General features: G+C 44.9%; 15 protein-coding genes. 8 read left to right on the top strand and 7 right to left on the bottom strand.

Features of this window, described 5'->3' with window-relative positions; genetic code table 11:
• Positions 1-48: 48 nt before the first annotated feature.
• From ACO067_RS09600 to ACO067_RS09590, 3 genes are all read left to right on the top strand, one after another.
• On the top strand, positions 49-1,608 hold the full coding sequence (locus tag ACO067_RS09600) for an NAD(P)/FAD-dependent oxidoreductase (RefSeq protein WP_421873440.1): 1,560 nt from the start codon (positions 49-51) through the stop codon (positions 1,606-1,608).
• A gap of 117 nt (positions 1,609-1,725) precedes the next feature.
• Positions 1,726-1,938: a hypothetical protein gene (locus tag ACO067_RS09595; RefSeq protein ID WP_421873438.1), complete on the top strand. Its 213-nt coding sequence runs from the start codon at positions 1,726-1,728 to the stop codon at positions 1,936-1,938.
• Between the two features lie 152 nt (positions 1,939-2,090).
• On the top strand, positions 2,091-2,516 hold the full coding sequence (locus tag ACO067_RS09590; protein ID WP_421873435.1) for a SiaC family regulatory phosphoprotein: 426 nt from the start codon (positions 2,091-2,093) through the stop codon (positions 2,514-2,516).
• On the opposite strand, the gene trhA is transcribed toward ACO067_RS09590, so the two are convergent.
• From trhA to ACO067_RS09555, 7 genes are all read right to left on the bottom strand, one after another.
• Positions 2,513-3,154 (bottom strand): PAQR family membrane homeostasis protein TrhA, encoded by a 642-nt coding sequence (gene trhA, locus ACO067_RS09585; RefSeq protein ID WP_421873433.1) that lies wholly within the window; start codon positions 3,152-3,154, stop codon positions 2,513-2,515. The genes ACO067_RS09590 and trhA overlap by 4 nt on opposite strands.
• A 64-nt stretch (positions 3,155-3,218) precedes the next feature.
• Complete coding sequence (locus ACO067_RS09580; RefSeq protein ID WP_421873430.1) at positions 3,219-4,208, bottom strand: patatin-like phospholipase family protein; 990 nt, start codon at positions 4,206-4,208, stop codon at positions 3,219-3,221.
• A complete protein-coding gene (locus ACO067_RS09575; protein ID WP_421873429.1) occupies positions 4,205-4,990 on the bottom strand; it encodes a hypothetical protein in 786 nt (261 codons plus the stop codon). The genes ACO067_RS09580 and ACO067_RS09575 overlap by 4 nt, the downstream gene beginning before the upstream one ends.
• Complete coding sequence (locus tag ACO067_RS09570) at positions 4,987-5,178, bottom strand: hypothetical protein (RefSeq protein ID WP_421873427.1); 192 nt, start codon at positions 5,176-5,178, stop codon at positions 4,987-4,989. The genes ACO067_RS09575 and ACO067_RS09570 overlap by 4 nt, the downstream gene beginning before the upstream one ends.
• A 2-nt stretch (positions 5,179-5,180) precedes the next feature.
• Positions 5,181-5,633, bottom strand: coding sequence for a peptidoglycan-binding protein (locus tag ACO067_RS09565; RefSeq protein WP_421873425.1), 453 nt, complete (start codon positions 5,631-5,633; stop codon positions 5,181-5,183).
• A complete protein-coding gene (locus ACO067_RS09560) occupies positions 5,624-5,842 on the bottom strand; it encodes a hypothetical protein (RefSeq protein ID WP_421873422.1) in 219 nt (72 codons plus the stop codon). Before ACO067_RS09560 ends, ACO067_RS09565 begins: the two co-directional genes overlap by 10 nt.
• 108 nt (positions 5,843-5,950) lie before the next feature.
• Complete coding sequence (locus ACO067_RS09555; protein ID WP_421873420.1) at positions 5,951-6,907, bottom strand: hypothetical protein; 957 nt, start codon at positions 6,905-6,907, stop codon at positions 5,951-5,953.
• Between the two features lie 110 nt (positions 6,908-7,017).
• Between ACO067_RS09555 and ACO067_RS09550 the strand changes: the two genes are divergently transcribed.
• From ACO067_RS09550 to ACO067_RS09530, 5 genes are all read left to right on the top strand, one after another.
• On the top strand, positions 7,018-8,553 hold the full coding sequence (locus tag ACO067_RS09550; RefSeq protein ID WP_421873418.1) for a tetratricopeptide repeat protein: 1,536 nt from the start codon (positions 7,018-7,020) through the stop codon (positions 8,551-8,553).
• Between the two features lie 59 nt (positions 8,554-8,612).
• Positions 8,613-10,154 (top strand): tetratricopeptide repeat protein, encoded by a 1,542-nt coding sequence (locus tag ACO067_RS09545; protein WP_421873416.1) that lies wholly within the window; start codon positions 8,613-8,615, stop codon positions 10,152-10,154.
• Complete coding sequence (locus tag ACO067_RS09540) at positions 10,105-11,784, top strand: tetratricopeptide repeat protein (protein WP_421873414.1); 1,680 nt, start codon at positions 10,105-10,107, stop codon at positions 11,782-11,784. The genes ACO067_RS09545 and ACO067_RS09540 overlap by 50 nt, the downstream gene beginning before the upstream one ends.
• Positions 11,785-11,844: 60 nt before the next feature.
• Positions 11,845-13,359 carry a LuxR C-terminal-related transcriptional regulator gene (locus ACO067_RS09535; protein WP_421873412.1) on the top strand — a complete coding sequence of 505 codons (1,515 nt, stop codon included), beginning with the start codon at positions 11,845-11,847 and terminating at the stop codon, positions 13,357-13,359.
• Between the two features lie 122 nt (positions 13,360-13,481).
• Positions 13,482-18,470, top strand: a complete 4,989-nt coding sequence (locus ACO067_RS09530; RefSeq protein ID WP_421873410.1) for an Ig-like domain-containing protein — start codon at positions 13,482-13,484, stop codon at positions 18,468-18,470.
• Positions 18,471-18,477 lie beyond the last annotated feature (7 nt).

The following is an 18,477-nucleotide window of genomic DNA, read 5'->3' as shown; positions in this document are numbered from 1 at the left end:
GACAGGCGGTCGAAATATTCCTGCGGTGTTTATTCTACTTTTGCAGACATGCGTGAGTTCAACATTGTAGTGTCACCTGAGGTAGGTCTGGATGAAAATCATCTCGAAAATCATCTAATCAGCGAGGGGTTGATATCTCGTGAGGAGTACTTCATGGTGGCTAAGCGGTCTATAGATGCACGTCAAAAAAAGATCAAAGTAAACTTACGCATAGAGGCAGATACCAGACCCATCACCACAGAATATGTAGAGTATCAACCGGACCAACACGATGTATCCGGACAGCCGGAAGTGGTCATAGTTGGTGCTGGTCCCGCCGGATTGTTTGCAGCACTGCGAGCGATAGAGCTGGGTTACCGACCCATTGTGCTGGAGCGTGGAAAGGACGTTCGCGCACGCCGGAGAGATTTGGCTGCCATCAATAAAGAACATCAGGTAAATCCAGAGAGTAATTATTGTTTTGGAGAGGGTGGCGCTGGTACCTACTCAGACGGGAAGCTTTATACCCGATCAAAGAAAAGAGGTAGTGTAAGGCGGGTATTTGAAATATTGGTGGCTCATGGGGCCACACCTGAGATTATCGTGGATGCACACCCGCACATTGGCACCAACAAGTTGCCCAACCTGGTTACAGCACTGAGAGAAACTATCATTCGTTCTGGAGGAGAGGTTTTATTTGATAGCAAGGTGACTGATTTAATATTGGATGGCGATCAACTCCGAGGAGTGGTTTTGGCGGACGGCTTGCAAGTACGAGGAGTGGCCACTATTCTGGCGACAGGTCATTCTGCCCGTGATATTTTTAGACTCTTACACCAGAGGAGCATACTTATAGAGGCTAAACCTTTTGCACTAGGTGTACGTGTAGAGCATCCCCAGCAAGCAATAGATCGCATCCAATATCACTGTGAAGACAGAGGGCTCTACTTGCCTGCTTCGTCTTACAGTCTGGTTAGTCAAACCAATTATCATCAGGTGGAGCGTGGCGTATTCAGCTTTTGCATGTGTCCTGGGGGCTTTATTGTACCGGCTGCAACTGCACCTGGGGAGATAGTGGTCAATGGAATGAGTCCATCCAGACGGAACAGCGCCTTTGCCAACTCCGGGATAGTCGTAGCAGTGGAACTGGAAGATATCCAGCACTTCGCTAGGTATGGCGAGCTATCCGCTATGGAGTTTCAGGCATCTGTGGAGCAACGTGCGTGGGAGGCTGGAGGTAAGCGCCAGGTGGCCCCAGCCCAGCGTCTGGTTGATTTTGTTGAAGGCAAGACCTCCTCTTCCCTCAACACCACCTCTTACCAGCCAGGATTGAATTCCGTGTCGATGGACGAAGTGCTACCTGATTTTATTTCGTCCAGACTCAAACAGGGATTTCGGGCCTTTGGCAAAAAGATGCCGGGATATTTGACCAACGACGCACAGATCATCGGGGTAGAAAGCCGCACTTCATCACCGGTGCGGATACCTAGAGACCCACATACCATGGAGCATACTCAGATCAGTGGTTTGTTTCCCTGTGGGGAAGGTGCCGGGTTTGCTGGAGGTATAGCCTCTGCAGCTATGGATGGTGAGAAAGTCATGGAGGCAGTGGCCCGGAAGCTGAGCTAAATCCGCTTGTAAATCAGGGATTTACCTAATTGTTCAATGCTGGTAATTTACTCATAGACTTTGTTCGGGGATGAGCTAGTTTTGATATACAGCTATTCAGGTTCAACCAATGTTTGTATGAAAACTACGCCACTTTTTTCGGTGGGAGATCCAGTCGTACTCAAAGACGAGGTATCGCCACTCCCCATGATTGTTAGAAAAATATACCATAATCAATTTGGTAAGATCAGGTACCAGTGTTCCTGGCAATACCATGATGATAAAATAGGGAATACCAGCTATGATGAAAGTGATCTCGAATTAGCTGATGCTATCACTGCCACTCACTAGCGCTCCTCGACTACCCTAATTCAGGTAGGTATTATTAAGTGTCAGGTAAGTGATACCCCTAATCTTTTACAATACGTATTCTGCTGTTTCACCCGTCCTAAGATCGTATCACCTTTGTATCATCAATCATTTATAATCAACTCAAAAGTGATATGAATTCAGCTATTGAAACCTTGATACCAGCTAACGTTAGCTACTCCTCAGATACCAGCATCGAGCATCCAGGATCTGATCAGTCACCACGGATTTTGTACAATTCCTGTGAACGAAGACTGGACATTGTAGGGCCATCTACGCTAGAAGAGGCTGAGGCATTTTTTCGTCCGATCGTGGATCAGGTCTATGATGACCTTCATGAAAAGAGATCAGCTACTGTAGCGTTCGAGTTGACCATTTTTGGCCATAAGACCACTAAAGTGTTGTTCAAGTTTTTTGATAACCTGAAATACTTCAAGCAAAGAAACCGAGTAGCCAGGATCATCTGGAAGTATCAATCCGAGGATGATAACATGCGAGAATTAGGTGAAGCTTTTTCTGAGCTGTTTGACCTGGATTTTCAGTTAGAGGCTGTGGCTTAGAGTAAAAAGAAGAACACTGCGATGAAGTGCAGTATGCTACCCAGTAGCACCCATACATGGAAGATGGCATGGTTGTATTTCATGCGATCCAATAGGTAAAAGATTGCACCAATGGTATAACTCACTCCACCTAATATCAAAAACCAAAGTGCGCCACTTGACAACTGTTCGAAAAGCGGTTTAGCTGCAACGATTGCTATCCATCCCATCGCTACGTAGCCTATCGTAGAAAGTAGGTTGAACCGGCCAGTAAAAAACACCTTAAGTGTTACTCCTGCAATGGCTAATCCCCAGGTAATGCCAAACAGTGTCCATCCCACCCATCCATTGAGGGTCACCAGACAAAAGGGAGTATAAGTCCCTGCTATCAGTACGTAGATGGCAGAGTGATCAAAAACATTGAGACGTTTTCTAAGCTGTTTTTTTTTAGCGGCATGATACAAGGTGGATGCCAGGTATAGCAACACCAGGGTGGATCCAAAAATAGAAAAGCTCACAATGTGCCAGACCGAACCATAGATAGAGGCAAAAGTGACCAAAAGTGCCAATCCGGCTATACTTAGGACCAATCCTGCCAGGTGAGTAATCACATTTAGCAGTTCCTCCTTTCGTTTGTAATAGGTGATAGGATTATTCATACTTTTTCTTAACGAAAATGATGAGTGATTGGTGCGCCTGCCCCATCAAATGTGAATGAAATATTTAGACCTCAAACCACCTGGCTAATTGTTCTTTATTAGCTTGAAAAAGTTCTTCACCCAGGTTTTTGAGTGCAGTCATATTGGCTTGCGTTACATTGTCCATTTCCGGATCTACATCTCCGGGCATCTTGGAGTTGATCCGCAAATACTGATTCGGGTGATCTGTGGTTTCGAAGATTCTTTTGAGATAAAAATCATCCACCTCCACACTACCGGACATCATGATATCAATAACTGGTCTCACCCACTGGGCCATACCCCATTTCCTGGCCTTTTGGTAGAGGTAATGTTTTTTGGAAAAACCTGTTCCCAGTGAAAGAATTTTCATGTCTTTGGCCGTCGCAGGGTTTCCTTCACTATTTTTAAAACCATCTCTGATCTCCGCATAAGCGCACATGGCGGGATTGTTTACAAACACTCCGCCATCCACCAGCGTGAAAGTCTCCCCATCTTTGTTTTCGATATGGGCACAGTCAAAATAGGTAGGTGCAGCGGATGTGGCTCTGGAAACATTTTTGATTAGAAAGTCATAATCTGTCTTCACTTTAGCATCATGCTGTGTGAAGAAGTGACCATTGCGATTGGTGATGTCGTAGGACGTAATCAGGCAAGGCTTCAATAGCTGACTCAGCCAAACCTCACCGAAATACTCCTGCAGTGCGCTATCGATACCTTTGCCGGGGAATTTGGCCCCAAAGACTCCCCAAATGGACCTTAGCTTATGAAAAAACGGGTCATCAAAAATCTGCTTGCCTTTGTCAAAATAGAGACCCACAACTTCTTCTGCGGTAAACTTTGCCTTGGTAAGGTCATCATCAGATGGACAGAGATAGGCACAGGTGAGTATTCCGCCGGTGCTGGTACCAGCTATGAAATCGAAGTAGTCGGCTACTTTGATCCCAAATTCCTGCTCACATTGGACCAATATGGTGCCGGGTACAATTCCCCGAATGCCACCACCATCGATGGAGAGTATGTTGATAGGCTTCATGATTTGCTTGGTTTAGGTTTTCCTGAAGGGTTATTGCCATCACCGCGGAGGTTGACCAGTTTGTTGAGCATTTCGAACCAAAAGGGTGCACCCAGGGAAATGGCCATTGCCGAAACCAGGAGACCTATGAGCTTGGCCAGGAACCCTTTGGTGTGATTCCACCAGGTGTTTTCCTGTTTCAAACTCAACCGCCAGGGATCGTTGGTCCAGCTGATGGGTAACTCATGATTTTCCCATTCAGTCTGAAGGCTCTTTAGTTTTTGATAGTCTTGTTGCATCCTCGTTAGCACACTGTCAGATGGTGTCTCACGCTGACTTTTGAGCTTATTGATGTAGTTTATGACGGTGGAATCCTGAACATAGAGTGCCGCTTTATTAGCGATGCTTTCCGCCACTTTGGGGTTTTCGTGCAAGTGACTCGCAATCCTGAGCGTATCCACATTGGCCCAGGAAACAAGCACCAGAGAAATGATCAGTAATGCACGCTGGCTCTTCTTCTTGTAAGTACCGCCGATCCGCATCATCGAATTATCAAACCAGTCCATAATGGCTTTTTTGCCCTCGTTGACATCTCCCTTGGCATCTGATATTTTTTGCAGGAGATAAGTTTTGAAACCATTGGTCAGCAAGTCTGTAACCCTAATTTTCTGCTCCAGGCTAAGTGCATTGTAAGTCGTATGAGTGTCATCCTGATCATGAATGATCTGGAGAAATACATCCGCAAAAAGCTCTGGTGGAATGTAGCTAGGTTTACGACCTTTTCTAGAAATACCTTTGATCACGGATGATCCAGTAGTTGCTGGCCAAACCCTTCCTGCTGCAAGCTATTCAGCACCCATTTTTCCAGGTTTTTGGCTCTAAGGTTGCGAAGGTTAGCATACATCTCTCGAATGGTGGAGGCCGCCAAACTGAAGATGAGGTAAATGAAAACAAGACCTATAACCAGGTCTAAAAATGCAAAAGCAGTCATAGCTATTCGTTCAGTACTGTGTTTAGATAATTTTTGGTGTCATGGCCATAGACGCCATCTGCCTGGAGTCTCCCTTCCGCCTGCAGTCTCCGGAGGCACTGTTCCGTTTTTGGACCGAAAATTCCATCCGAAGTTCCCACTGGATATCCCAGGTGCTTTAAGATGTCTTGTAGCAGCACTACTTGTGCACCGGTATCGTCTAGGCGTAAATACACGGCTGGTAACTTCCAGATTTTGCTTGGCTGCAACCTCCTGAACCCAAGAAGCCGGTTGGCTGGCTGTGCAGATATGCTCACCTGATTCCCCTGGTTGCCTCCAAGACAGTAGATACGTGACTGATCTATGGAATAACCCAGAAAAAGACCAACATGACCTTTGTAACTCTCAATGCTTTCACGCCAGAACACCACCACATCTCCCGGCTCAGGATCAGAGGTGCTCTGACCTACTCGCATCCAGGAGCGTGCAAGGGCACTTTAGGAAAACTGAGACCGGCTTGCTTGGCACACCATCCCATGAATACGGAACACCATGGGGTCTCATCGTCATTGATCCAGTTTAGACCAATATCATGTGCATAATTGACAATGGTGGGGTTGTCTTCAGGACCGCTGATTTCTTTTTGGCCTAGCTGTGAGGAGGCAATGGTGAGAAGATTAGACATAGGCGTTAGGTTAGGTGAATTGGCGATAAACATGACATTTACCTCATTGAAGTTAAAAAATCTTCTTCAACTAATCCTTAAGCTATAGCTTAAAAACCGATGGGCGCGTTATTCCACTGTTTTCAATAGGTGATCTGTGGTGAACAAACTATCAAAGTAGGCAGACTTCCACTGGGGATTTACCTCGTTGATGAGATTGGCTTCAGCAGCTCCCAATGCGTAGAAATAGACACGTTTGAGCTCCATTGGTGAACTCCTCTCCAGATGTGTTGTGTATTCCTCTTCTTGCTGCTGTTGCAGTGTGAGGATTTCTTCTAGCTGAAACTGGTTCTGCTTTATTTGATCAAAATTCTCAATCCACTTTTGAGTCAGGTCCAGCTCAACAAATCGAGCATATCCTTCTTGCCATAGTTGTAGGTTCAGGTATTTGTAATGGTCTTCACCCAGCTGTTCTCGTAACTGATTCTTGAGCGTCTTGTGAGTGAGTAAAACCTCCCTCGGGTCCAGTGAATCCAATCTCAGCAAATTAGCAGCTATAGCTTTGAGGTGGGTATTGACAGGCTTTTGATCATAGGGAAAAGGATAGTTCAGCATCCACATACCCGTTTGGTCACCATTATCCAGTTGAAGCGCTTTTTGTGCGGAGTAGTAATTGGGGTGGGAAAACTGAAGCTGATGAAAATGCTCGTGAAGTAGCGTTATGGTCCATGCCTCAGGAGACTTACCCGTATTCTCTGGTGTTCCTACTACGATGGTCGGTTGTCCATCTACCAAAGGGAATGTAGCCAGCAGAGATTTGTTGAGTGAAGTAGGTCTGGAGAGATAGTTCTCACAGCTCTGGTGAAAAGTGGTGTCAGAACTCTGAGTGTTAAAAAGGAATTCTGATTCATCATCTATTTGGAGTATGGGCATCTTCACTTCTGACCATTCCTGCCAGTAGCTTTCGACCAGTTGGGTTTTTAGTTGATTGGCTACCTCAATTAACTGGATAATGGATTCTTTTGGACACTGGGCGATGGCAAAAGAGGCAATCAGTGAAACAAGGACAAAGACTAGATTTCTCATAGGTGAGGCAGCTTGGTAGGACAAGGTTAGTGTGAAATGGTGTTAAGTACCGTTAAGCTGTGTTAAATGGTGTTAAGGAAGCTATATTTGTTAGAGTTGCCCTATTGCCTATGCCTACTACACTAAGAATATGTACTTGTCTTTGTAGCTTATTCCTTTCGTTTTTTGCTACAAGTCAAAACTTTCAGGAAGCTCTCCAAAAAGCTCACGATGCTCAGAATCCCAATACTAGCCTTGAGTTTCTCAGATCTGTCGAATCTGAGCTCCCGGTAGTCGATGATTCGTCCCGCGTTCAGTTTTACCTGGGATTAGGAATTGCTTACGGACAGCTTGGAGTCAACGATTCTTCTTTGATCTACCTCGATCAAGCAGAAGAAATAGCCCAAAAGAACAGCTCCGATAGACCGCTTATCGACGTATGGAATACCAAAGGCCTGGTCTATATGGCCACAGGAAATTTTGATCAGTCTCTGGACTATTACCAAAAAGCTCTGAAAATAGCCGAATTGAGGGATGATCAAGAATCAAAAACGCTAGCCATTAGAATCATTGGCAATGCAGCAGGTGTCTTCTATCAAATAGGAGACTTGTCTTCGGCTATCGATTACATGAACCGAGCCATTGAGTTTTCCAAAAAGATAGGCTTATCTCATGGTCTGGGAGTAAGTTATCTGCGCATGGCCATTCTATACAAAGATTTGGATAGTCTCTCCCAGAGTATCAAGCACCTGGAAACCTCCAATCAATTACTGGAAGAAGAACAGGACACCATCATGTTGCTCTATTCCAAAAACACATTGGGGGGTATTTATCAGAAGCGTCGGCAGTACCTAAAAGCGCTGCAGGAGTTCAAAGAATCAGAGAATCTGGCTGTATCGATATCCAATACGGAAGATATCGTGTTTGCAAAAGCCTCAATAGCAGATTTGTATCTGAACATTGGCCAGCATCAATTGGCAGAGCAAAATGCCAGAGAGGTCTTGACTCTGGCCACCACCAATCAGCTTACTGATCGGATCAGTCAGGCACACGATATTTTGTACAGGATCTACCATGATCAGGGTCACTATCAAGAGGCACTCACCCATCGCAATGACTACATCACCATTAAGGACTCTATCAGTAATGTGGAAGTCAAGTCAAAAATAGCCGAGCTGGAAGCAAAGTACGAAGCTCAAAAGAAAGAGGCAGAAATAGAACGACTTACCTTAGAAAACTCATTGCATGAAGCCAATCTGGCGCGTAATAGAACTGCACTGATAGCTACAATCGCAGGAGGTCTTTTGCTGATCATTCTACTCGTGGTATTCTTTGTGCTGAGGCATAAAAAGCATCAAGCCGAAAAAGAGGCACAGGAATTACAGTTGGAAGCACTTAAAAAGCGGTTGTTTGAGATACAGACTGATAAGCCATCGGTGAATTTGCTTGGCGATTTGGATGGTCTGAACAAGAAGCTGCACAATGACCTAACCGAACGTGAGTTTGAGATTTTAAAACTAAGTCTGGAGAGTAAAACCAATGGTGAAATCGCCGAGGAATTATATATTTCAGTGAGTACGGTGAAGTTTCACCTGAGAAATACTTATTCTAAACTAGGTGTCAATAACCGAAAAGAAGCTTTGGACTATGTGGCCAAGAAAGCCTAACTGCTGGTTTTTGTCAGGTAATTGGTCTATTTTCACTAGCTAGCCAACCGCAACGCCCTATGAAATGGCTATTCATATGCTCAATCTTGCTTGACTGGTCCGCCAGTATTTCTATCAATCCTATTGATAGTTTGCAGGTAGAAAACTATTTGGAGAAAAGCGCTGGATATCTACGTAGCAATCCGGATTCGAGTATCTATTATGCAAAGCAGGTAGGGTATATTGGACAAACAGAAGGGGTTTACCGATGGCAAACCAGAGTTTGCAATCTGATCGGTAATGTGCACTTTTTAAACTCCAACTACGACTCGGCAATAGTCTATTTTACTACAGCTCATAATCTGGCCTTAGATGCAGGAGACACCCTGCTCATGAGTGCCATGCTGAATAATCTAGGGTCAGTTTACACGTATAAAGCCGCTTATGACACATCCATTCATTTATTGCTACGAGCGAAATCTCTCCGTGAAGCAACAGGTGATGAAAAGCTATCCAGTACATTAAATAATTTGGGTAATGCATACTTAAGGATGGATGATTATGATAGAGCATTGCCCTATTACGAAAAGGCTGCCCAGTTAAAAGAGCAAGATGGACAAAAGCGATCCCTGAGTACAACAATCAATAACATTGGAATTATTCTCAAAAAGCAAGGTAAGTATGAAGAGGCAGTTGAGAACTATCAGAAGGCCCTTCGAATTGCAGAAGAGTTTGAGGATGTACTTATGAGGGCTAATGCCCATAATAATCTGGCCATTCTATACGAGCGAAATGAAGAAACTTTTCCGCAAGCTGACTATCATTACAAGGAGGCTATTCGGCTAAAAGAACGACTTGACAATGCTGCTGGATTGTATAATAGTTTTGCCAATTATGCCACCTTGCTCAATAAAATGGGAAAGACCAAAGAGGCATTGTCACTGCTCAACAAAGCCGATGCACTGAGCGAACAGATTGGTCAGAATCTGTATACCACTGAAGTACTGCTCCTAAAATCTGAAGTACTGGCAAATCTGGGCCGCTACAAAGAGGCCTATGAGGTGCATCAACAGGCCTATGCTACCAACACCTCCGAAATCAATGAAGATCGAAACAAGAAAATTGCTGAGTTGGAAACCAGATATGAAAACAGCAGAAAGGAGGCTGAAATAAAACAACTAACACTCAGTAACTCTTTGCAACAGGCTGATCTGGCTCGTAACAGAAATGCCCTCATAGCCATGGGTGTAGGGGGTGGGTTGCTCATCATCCTGCTGGTGGTCTTTTTTGTGCTGCGCCACAAAAAGCATCAGGCAGAACGTGAGGCCCAGGAGTTTCAGATAGAGGCACTGAAGAAACGGTTTTTTGAAATACAGTGGGATAAGTCACAACTGTCCCTATCACTCAACCAGAAAGAGCTCAATCAAAAGCTGCATAATGACCTCACCGAACGAGAGTTTGAAATTCTACGCTTGAGCCTAGAGAACAAAACAAATAGTGAGATAGCAGATAGATTATTCATCACAGTCAGTACTGTAAAATTTCATTTAAGAAACACCTATGCTAAATTAGGTGTCAATAATCGTAAAGAAGCATTCGAATATGTGGTTGAAAAGGCTTAGCCCTTCCTTTTTGCTGGTATTACTTTGCTTCACTTTTGTCAATGCGCAACCTGTCTCTAGAGTCCAGGAGTTAATTGATACGGGTGAATATGAAAGAGCACGTATCCTCTGCGATTCGGTACTGAATGACTCTTCCCAGAAGAATAACTGGGCTTACTACGCATCCAAGCAAGGAGATGTTTTTTATTTCCTGGGAGATCTGAAGCAGTCCTTAAAGTACTATTTGCAGGCATTGGAGCAGCCCAATATTGATCATGCCGAAAACTTGCTTCTGAAAGAAGAAACCACAAGCTACGCTGGTTTTGTATTCAGGGAACTAGGTCTGGATGAACAGGCTGAGACCTATTTTCGAGCTGCGCTGGAGCAAGCGTTCGTGCTGGGAGACTCTGTGGAGATTGCCATTTGCTACTACAATATCTCCACCGTCTTGCTCAATCAGGGGATGTTGGACGAATCCATGGATTTACTCCAAAAGGCTTATGAGATTGACGTGATCAGAAAGGATACCGCAGCTATAGGGTTTGACCTGACCATGATGGGTAATGCCATGCAAAAAACTGGGAATCCAGAAAAGGCCATTGATTATTATCGAGAATCTATCGAATTGCTGGTTAAAAGCACCGGTAACTACAATTCATTGGCCAAACGCTATGGACTGCTGGCAGAAGCGTTTATGGGTGCCAGCAAATGGGATAGTGCAACTTACTACACCAAGAAGTCAATTGCGGCCTATTCTGAGCAAAGTGATAGTGTCCACATTGGAGAGCAGTGGGTGCTTTTGGCCCGAATTGCTAATGAACAAGATAATGCAAGAGAAGCACTTAGCTGGGGAAGAAAGGCGCGAAATTTGTTTAAGTCCTACCCGGTAAGCAGCAATCAATTATATGCCAATGCCTCCCTGATCAGCGCCTATCGCCTCCAGGCAAATTATGCTCAATCAACTGATCTGCTGAAGGAAAATATTCTACTGGCCGAAAAATTGGGACTGCTATACGAACTACATGAAGGATATGAGCAATTGGCTCAGGTTTATGCCTTACAAGGCAATTTCCGAACCGCCTACCAACAATCAGTGATAGCTAGCGATCTAGCTGACTCCATAAGCACTTTGGAAACGAACAAAGCAACCGAGCGCATGCGGGTACGATATGATGCGGAGAAAATTGAAAGTGAAAACAAAGTCCTGCAGTTGGAAAACGAAGTGACACGAGCCGAGCTGGCAGAACGAGAGGCGGAAATTCGCAATTTGATTCTTCTAGGAGTTATCTTACTCATTATTGCCATTGCAGCAATCGTCATCATCATCATGCGTGCTCAATACAAAACCAGACTTCTTCAGGCTGAAATCAATGAACTTCGGACGAGGATCAGGGGAATACTGGAGTTTAAGCCAGAGGAAGTGGGGATCGTAAAGGAGCAAATAAATGATTCGCTTCAAGACTCCCTTTCAGATCGGGAGTTTGAAATTCTCAACCTGGCTCTGAGCAACAAAAACAACAATGAGATTGCTGATGAAATCCACGTGTCTGTGAATACGGTTAAGTATCACTTGAAGAATATTTACTCCAAACTGGGTGTTTCTAATCGAAAAGAAGCACTGAAATATGCTGTTCAGATCACATCTACTTAATCTTCACCAATTGGATTCTGATCGAAATGGTGATATATTGAGTAGTATCCAGAGCTCCTGATGAATGTTAAGCACGCCATATTTATTTTTTGTACTGCACTGACTGCCTTTACTAGCCATGCGCAATCACCGGCATTCATACAGGCTCTCAACGAGGCTCAGTCATCTGAAGATCCTCAACAAACCATCCAAAAGCTACGGGAGGTTGGATCGCTCTTGGCAGAGCAATCAGATTCTATAAAAGGGGTTTACTACTACCAACTGGGGGTTGGCTATGGAATGACCTATGAGCTGGAAACGGCTGATTCCCTATTCCAATTGGCCCTTACGTTTGCCGGGTCGGCTGGTGATACACTGACACAAATGGGTACTTACAATGGCCTGGGCAATGTCTCACGGATGAGCAATCAGAATGATCGTGCCAAGGAGTATTTTGAGTCGGGGCTCAACCTGGCCGCCAGTGTGGAGCGAGATGGTTTTTACAAATGGCGTTCTGATCTATTAGGAAATCTAGCTGGTATCTATTTCGATTTGAAGGACTATGAAACTTCCCTCAAGTATTCGCAGGATGCGTTAGGCAACTCTGAGGAGATCCAAGACTCTGCCAATATTGCATTGAATCTGATTCGGATGGCATACAGCTACAATGCCCTGAAAGAAACCGAAGAAGCCTACAAAGCCAATTTACGGGCCACGTCCATTTTAGAAGCTATTGGCAATCGACCGATGCTGATTTATCAGTACTATAGTCTGGGCAACGAATTGCTCAACCGGCAGGAGTTGAGTCAGGCACGAGATTACTTCAACAGATGCTTGCAGCTATCGGAGGAGTTTGATGAGCGTGAGACCTATGCCGGGAGCCTGAGTGCCCTGGGCCGTATTGCTTTTGAAACCGGAGATTTGGGCCTGGCACAGAGCTATGCAGATCACGCTTTAAAAGTCGCTCTGGAAGAAAGTCTTTTGACCCATCAGGAGCGTGCTTATCAGTTACTTTATGATTTGGCCATTAATAATAAAGAATCCACCAATGCCCTGTCATATCTACAGAAATATTATGCTGTAAAGGACAGTATCCAGCGTCGGGAGACCCTGGCTAGCATTGAGGAGTTCAAGGTAAAGTATGAGACTGCCGAGAAAGAGCGAGAGATATTTGCTACCCGCAAGGAGTTAGAAAGCAAGGAACGTTTTCAGCTTTTTTTGGTGATCATTATCGGGGTGATAGTACTCTTCAGCATTGTTTCGATTTTGCTCATTATCCAGCGTCATCGCTTAAAACAAAAACTGCTATCTCAGGAAATGGATAACCTCAGGATGCAGATCAACAAGGTATTCACTGGTGGTGTTGAGCAACTTGATCTGGACCGGGAGCATATTAATCAGAAGTTGTATCGGCCGCTTTCTGAACGCGAATTTGAGGTGCTTAAAGCAGCCATTTCTGACAAAACCAATAGCGAAATAGCTGACTCGGTCTATTTATCTGTGAACACCGTGAAGTATCACCTCAGAAATATCTACGAAAAACTAGGGGTGTCTAACCGAAAAGAAGCTTTGGAGAAAATCCTCTCTAAAGGCTAAAAACAAAGATTTTGTAAAAACTACCCCAATGGGTAGGTACAAAACCACCCGACTTGGGCGGTGAAGGAGTATTTGATTTGATCCACTTTGGCATTGCGTTTTTTTAAACAAATCACAATGCTATGAAATCAAATCGCTCTATGAATTCTGCCAGGCATTACTTCCACCATCGGAAGCACCGCCTGGCATTTAAAAGTAACCAAATGCTGAGATGGCTGGACATGCTGATAGATCATCTTTGCAGGCACAAAACAGTGCTACTCATTGGTTTGATAACGATTGGGGGCATTACCCCTACGTTGGCAACTGCCCCTACTGTTAGTTCTCTATTCCCTGAGCATAACTACAACAGGGCCTCCCAGACGGACCATGAATACATCATTACCTTTTCTGAGGAAGTAGTGCCAAATGCGGCTGGAGTTACCATTCGGTTGATGGCCTTTAGCTCACCCGGAAATTACTTCGAAAAGGCCACGGCGAGTACTGCTACAGATCTCACCGCTAGTGCAGGTAACACTTCTTTTTCAATCGACTTTGGTTTGACTACCCCACTTTCTAATGGTGGTATCTATTACATAGAGATTCCTGCTGGGGCTTTTGAAGACCTGGAAGGAAATGATTTTGCCGGGACAGGAGAGTCTAGTTGGTATTTTCAAGTCAATCAGGCACCCACCTATGTGGGCCTAGTAGGTAACGAGGTGTACGATGCAGCCGCTGATGGTACAGAGGTAGGATACTTCTACACCACAGACCCTAACGCTGGAGATACATTTACCTACACTCTGGTTTCAGGAACTGGAGATACACATAATTCTTACTTTAGAATAGTTGATGGCGATCTGCTTACCAATGGAGATTGGTCGTCTTTGACCATTCCTGATCCGCTGAATATTCGAGTGCAGGCAGCTGATGCCGACGGAGAGACAGTGTCCTCCACCTTCGCTATCACACCAGTATCAGATCCTTTTCCACCTGAGATAGTCAGCACCACTCCGACAAACGGTGCCACAGGAGTAGATATATTTTCCGATTTGGTCATCACCTTTAACGAGCCAGTGGTCTCCAATGGGGGGACCTTGTATTTGCGCAGATACAGCAATAATGCAGAGAAAACATCCATTAGTTTCAATGATCCGGGTGTGAACATTGATGAAGAAGTGGTCACCATAGACTTACCCGACGAAGATTTGTGGGTGCTGAATACGCAATATTATGTGCATATTTCTACTAATGCTCTCGTAGATACTGCGGGCAACTATTTTGCAGGCTTTAATGACAAAACCATCTGGAACTTCACTTCAGAAGAAGCCACTCCGCCGGGAGTATCCAGCTATTCGCCAGCACTAGATGCTACCGACGTAGCTGCTGACCACACCTTTACACTAACTTTTGATGAGCCTGTCGTGAAACGAACGGTATATATCAAACTGAGCCATATGAATCACACAGCGTTTGAAGAATTCTTCTCAGATGATGTGACGGTTTCTGGCAATGAAGTTTCTTTCACCCCGTCTACCGATCTACCAACGGGTACAGAAATGTACATCTCTGTTTCTTCGCTTTCTTTCTCCGACCTGAAAGGCGGTTACTTCCCGGGAGTTGGTGTAGGTGATTGGTCCTTTACCACCGCGGGAGTACTGGATACGCAGGCTCCAGTTATTACCGGCCTCTCTCCAGCGGATGATGCCACCAACGTAGCTGTAGATGCTAACCTGGTCATTCAATTTGATGAAGTAGTGGAGCTGCCTGTGACAGGAAATACTGAATTGATCAGGATTAGAAAGGCGGATGGTACGACTGTCGAAACCTTTTTGTTGCCATCAGCCAAGGTAACAGGCTATGGCACGTCCACGATCACGATAAATCCTACCAATGACCTGACAGATGATGAAAGCTACTACGTCCAGTTCTTTGATGCTTTCGAAGATGAGCTAGGCAATATGATGGCTAGCATGACCACAACAGATGCCTGGAATTTCTCCACTGGTGATCTGGATGAAGTAGGCCCAACGGTAAGCAGTTTTATTTCACCAACAGACAATGAAACCGATGTAGAACCTGATGAAAACATTGTGATTGAGTTTTCCGAGCCGATAGTAAAAGGCAGCGGAAATGTGACGATTAAGGTAAATGGTACCATCACACATGAAACAATAGCTATCGGAAGCTCACAAATTACCATCTCTGGCTCAGAGCTGACCATTGACCCGGCAGATCCGATCTTTCATGGATATACTGTCTCAGTTTCGATAGATGCCGGAGCCCTCGAAGATGCAGCAGGTAATCCATCCTCTTCCTTGCTTATCAATGATTTGGTATTTTCCATTCGTGATCCATATGAACAATCAGCCGTTAGTCCGGTAGATGGGGCCTCAGATGTAGCTATAGACACAGATATTACCATGACTTTTGATGGACCTGTTTTCAAAACAAACAGCGTAGTGGCTGGTGATCGGATTCAGATAATCAACGTCACCGATGGGATCACTACCACCATTCCAGCCAATTCAGCTCAGATTTCTGTGAGTGGTAATGTAGTGACCATCAATCCAGATGTTGATCTACTATACGAAAAAGAATATCGGATTTATGTCTTCAATTCTACCAATGGTGTTTTTGAAGATGAGTTTGGCTTCAGCGTTGGGCATATTGGTATCGGCGTCCCAATACCAGATGCCATTGATAACAATGGTGATGATGCCTGGACATTTACCACCGAGGAAGATCCCTCTCTGGATGCGCCTTTGTTAACCAGTCCTGCAGATGCAACTATGGATGTTTCTATCACTCCTACTATGACCTGGAGTGCCGTGTCTGGTGCTACGCGCTATACGCTGAGGGTTACTGAGCAGGGAGAAATTGACCCGGTTTATGAGGGAGCTAGCATCACTGGCACAAGCCTTGACTTGGGTACAGAGCTGGAAGATCCCTTGCTATACGAGACCTCTTATGTGTGGAAAATGAAGGCACATGACAGTAAAAATGAAAGTGAGTGGTCTGAGGAGCGAAGCTTTACTACAGAGGCTGCACCAATTGCCACTCCTCAGTTAGTATCTCCTACAGATGAAGCAGTGGATGTAGCTGTCACCATTACACTAGAGTGGAGTGCCGTGGCAAATGCAGATGAGTATCACTTATACGTGTCAGATGCAGATCAGATTTATGAAGAGGATGTAGAAGACATTATAGGAACGAGCTACGAGATCAGTGGACTGGAGTATTCCACAGAATACACCTGGACAGTACGGGCTCTTGACAATTCGGAAGGCTATAGTGAGTGGTCCGAAATCTGGAGTTTCACCACCAGAGCTGAGCCTGAGCCGCTGGATGTGCCAGTGCTTACTTTCCCAGCTGATGGAGCTACCGATGTGTCCATAACTCCCACGTTGACATGGAATACCGTTTCAGGAGCGAATGATTATACCATTCAGGTAGGTGATCAGTCAGGTCTGTTTCTGGATGAGAATGTTAGCGGTACGAGTTACATGCTTTCTGGACTTGATTCCGAAACCGAGTACTCATGGCGTGTCATGGCACATGGAGATGATGGAGATAGTGAGTGGACGGACATTTGGACGTTTACTACTGAGGCTGCGACCAATACCTGGAATGGAACCTCCTGGTCTTTGGGAGCACCTGGAGCTAGTGAAAACGTGCTCTTTACATCAGACTATTCATTTGCCAATGATGAGATTTTAGAAGTCAATGACCTGACCACAGCTAATGGAGTAGTTTTCAATATCGAGCCAGGAGCAACACTGATTGTGAATGGTAATCTGGATGCCAATGGACTTTTTACCGTAGAATCCGGCGCATCACTAATCACGTTTGAAGGAAATACAGTAGATGGAAATGTGCGGGTAAGGAGAAATGCCTCCTTCGGATCTAGTGACAACAGCATTGGGAAGTACAGCTTTGTGAGCTTGCCGGTCACAAGCACCGCTAATCTAATGAACAAACTGGGCAACCGGGTTTACAGTTACAATGAAGCCCAGGAGACCAATGAGAACAACGGCTATGGCTACACGCTGATGAATCAATTAGCGGTTATTGATCAAGGCAAAGGATATGCAGCCACATTTTCACCGGAGGTATTTGAATTTATCGGTAAACCTACAGTTGGTACCATCACCGAATATGTGAATACTTCACAAAACAGCGGATTTCATCTGGTCGGTAATCCGTACTCGGCTGCATTGGATGTGGATGAGTTTTTCAGTGACAATGCGTCTGTTTCTTCCATAGCCATCTGGGACGATGGCGGAGCATCAGGCGGTAGCCAGCAATCAGGAGCCTTTATTCAGGTGAATGATATGGGCAGTGTCACTGCTACCAGTAACCTCAACAGCAATAGTTACGATGGTTATATAGGAACCGCTCAAGGATTTTTTGTAGAAACTGCCGGTAATATTTCGGTTTCGTTTCAAGAAGATCAGCGAGTCAGCGGTGATAACGATGATGATCACTTCTTTAGAAAATCCGAATCGCATTCGATCAAACTAAGTCTGAGTAATGGTGAGGTACAAAAGCAGACACTTGTTGCTATGGATAATCAGGCCACAGCCGGTTATGACTTGCAGAAAGATGCTGTCTTGAGGAAGAGTGGACTGCCTGTGGAGCTATATTCTTTGACGGGCGAAAGTCTGCTGGCTATTCAGGCTATTGCCCCGGCAGACGAAGCAATAATTCGTCTGGGCTACGAAGTGACTGAGACAGGAGTCTTTACGATCAATCCAGTTGAGTTGGCCGGGTTGAGTGAATACCACATAGAGTTGGTAGATCACGAGATGAAGAAGTCAATTACGCTGGAGCCGGAAAGTGAGTATGCCTTCACCTCAGATGTGGGCATATTCAATGATCGCTTTGAAGTGCGCTTGACTTCACGCGTTCTGGCTCTCGACCAGGAGGAGGTAATGGTCTATTCGAATGACCAGACCATCTACATCAATATGCCCGAGGGGTTGGAAAGAGAATTCCGACTGATGAGTTTGGATGGTAAGCAATTGATGAGCAGAAAGCTTAATCGATCTATGGAGATCGAAACCAACCTTCCTGCAGGTGTCTATATCGTCACCGACGGAGAGCAATCACACAAAATCATTTTAAAATAATATGAAC

Origin of the sequence: Marinoscillum sp. (assembly GCF_965229915.1) — a bacterium.
Taxonomy (GTDB): domain Bacteria; phylum Bacteroidota; class Bacteroidia; order Cytophagales; family Cyclobacteriaceae; genus Marinoscillum.
The sequence above is the reverse complement of the archived record's forward strand: the minus strand, read 5'-3'. Positions and strand labels throughout refer to the sequence as shown.

What these genes read in the sequence shown, in the direction of transcription:
- ACO067_RS09580 (WP_421873430.1), bottom strand. Translation starts at nt 4,208, where the DNA reads ATGAAGCCTATCAACATACTCTCCATCGATGGTGGTGGCATTCGGGGA.
- ACO067_RS09590 (WP_421873435.1), top strand. Translation starts at nt 2,091, where the DNA reads ATGAATTCAGCTATTGAAACCTTGATACCAGCTAACGTTAGCTACTCC.
- ACO067_RS09545 (WP_421873416.1), top strand. Translation starts at nt 8,613, where the DNA reads ATGAAATGGCTATTCATATGCTCAATCTTGCTTGACTGGTCCGCCAGT.
- ACO067_RS09530 (WP_421873410.1), top strand. Translation starts at nt 13,482, where the DNA reads ATGAAATCAAATCGCTCTATGAATTCTGCCAGGCATTACTTCCACCAT.
- ACO067_RS09595 (WP_421873438.1), top strand. Translation starts at nt 1,726, where the DNA reads ATGAAAACTACGCCACTTTTTTCGGTGGGAGATCCAGTCGTACTCAAA.
- ACO067_RS09555 (WP_421873420.1), bottom strand. Translation starts at nt 6,907, where the DNA reads ATGAGAAATCTAGTCTTTGTCCTTGTTTCACTGATTGCCTCTTTTGCC.
- ACO067_RS09565 (WP_421873425.1), bottom strand. Translation starts at nt 5,633, where the DNA reads ATGCGAGTAGGTCAGAGCACCTCTGATCCTGAGCCGGGAGATGTGGTG.
- ACO067_RS09535 (WP_421873412.1), top strand. Translation starts at nt 11,845, where the DNA reads ATGAATGTTAAGCACGCCATATTTATTTTTTGTACTGCACTGACTGCC.
- ACO067_RS09550 (WP_421873418.1), top strand. Translation starts at nt 7,018, where the DNA reads ATGCCTACTACACTAAGAATATGTACTTGTCTTTGTAGCTTATTCCTT.
- trhA (WP_421873433.1), bottom strand. Translation starts at nt 3,154, where the DNA reads ATGAATAATCCTATCACCTATTACAAACGAAAGGAGGAACTGCTAAAT.
- ACO067_RS09570 (WP_421873427.1), bottom strand. Translation starts at nt 5,178, where the DNA reads ATGACTGCTTTTGCATTTTTAGACCTGGTTATAGGTCTTGTTTTCATT.
- ACO067_RS09600 (WP_421873440.1), top strand. Translation starts at nt 49, where the DNA reads ATGCGTGAGTTCAACATTGTAGTGTCACCTGAGGTAGGTCTGGATGAA.
- ACO067_RS09560 (WP_421873422.1), bottom strand. Translation starts at nt 5,842, where the DNA reads ATGTCTAATCTTCTCACCATTGCCTCCTCACAGCTAGGCCAAAAAGAA.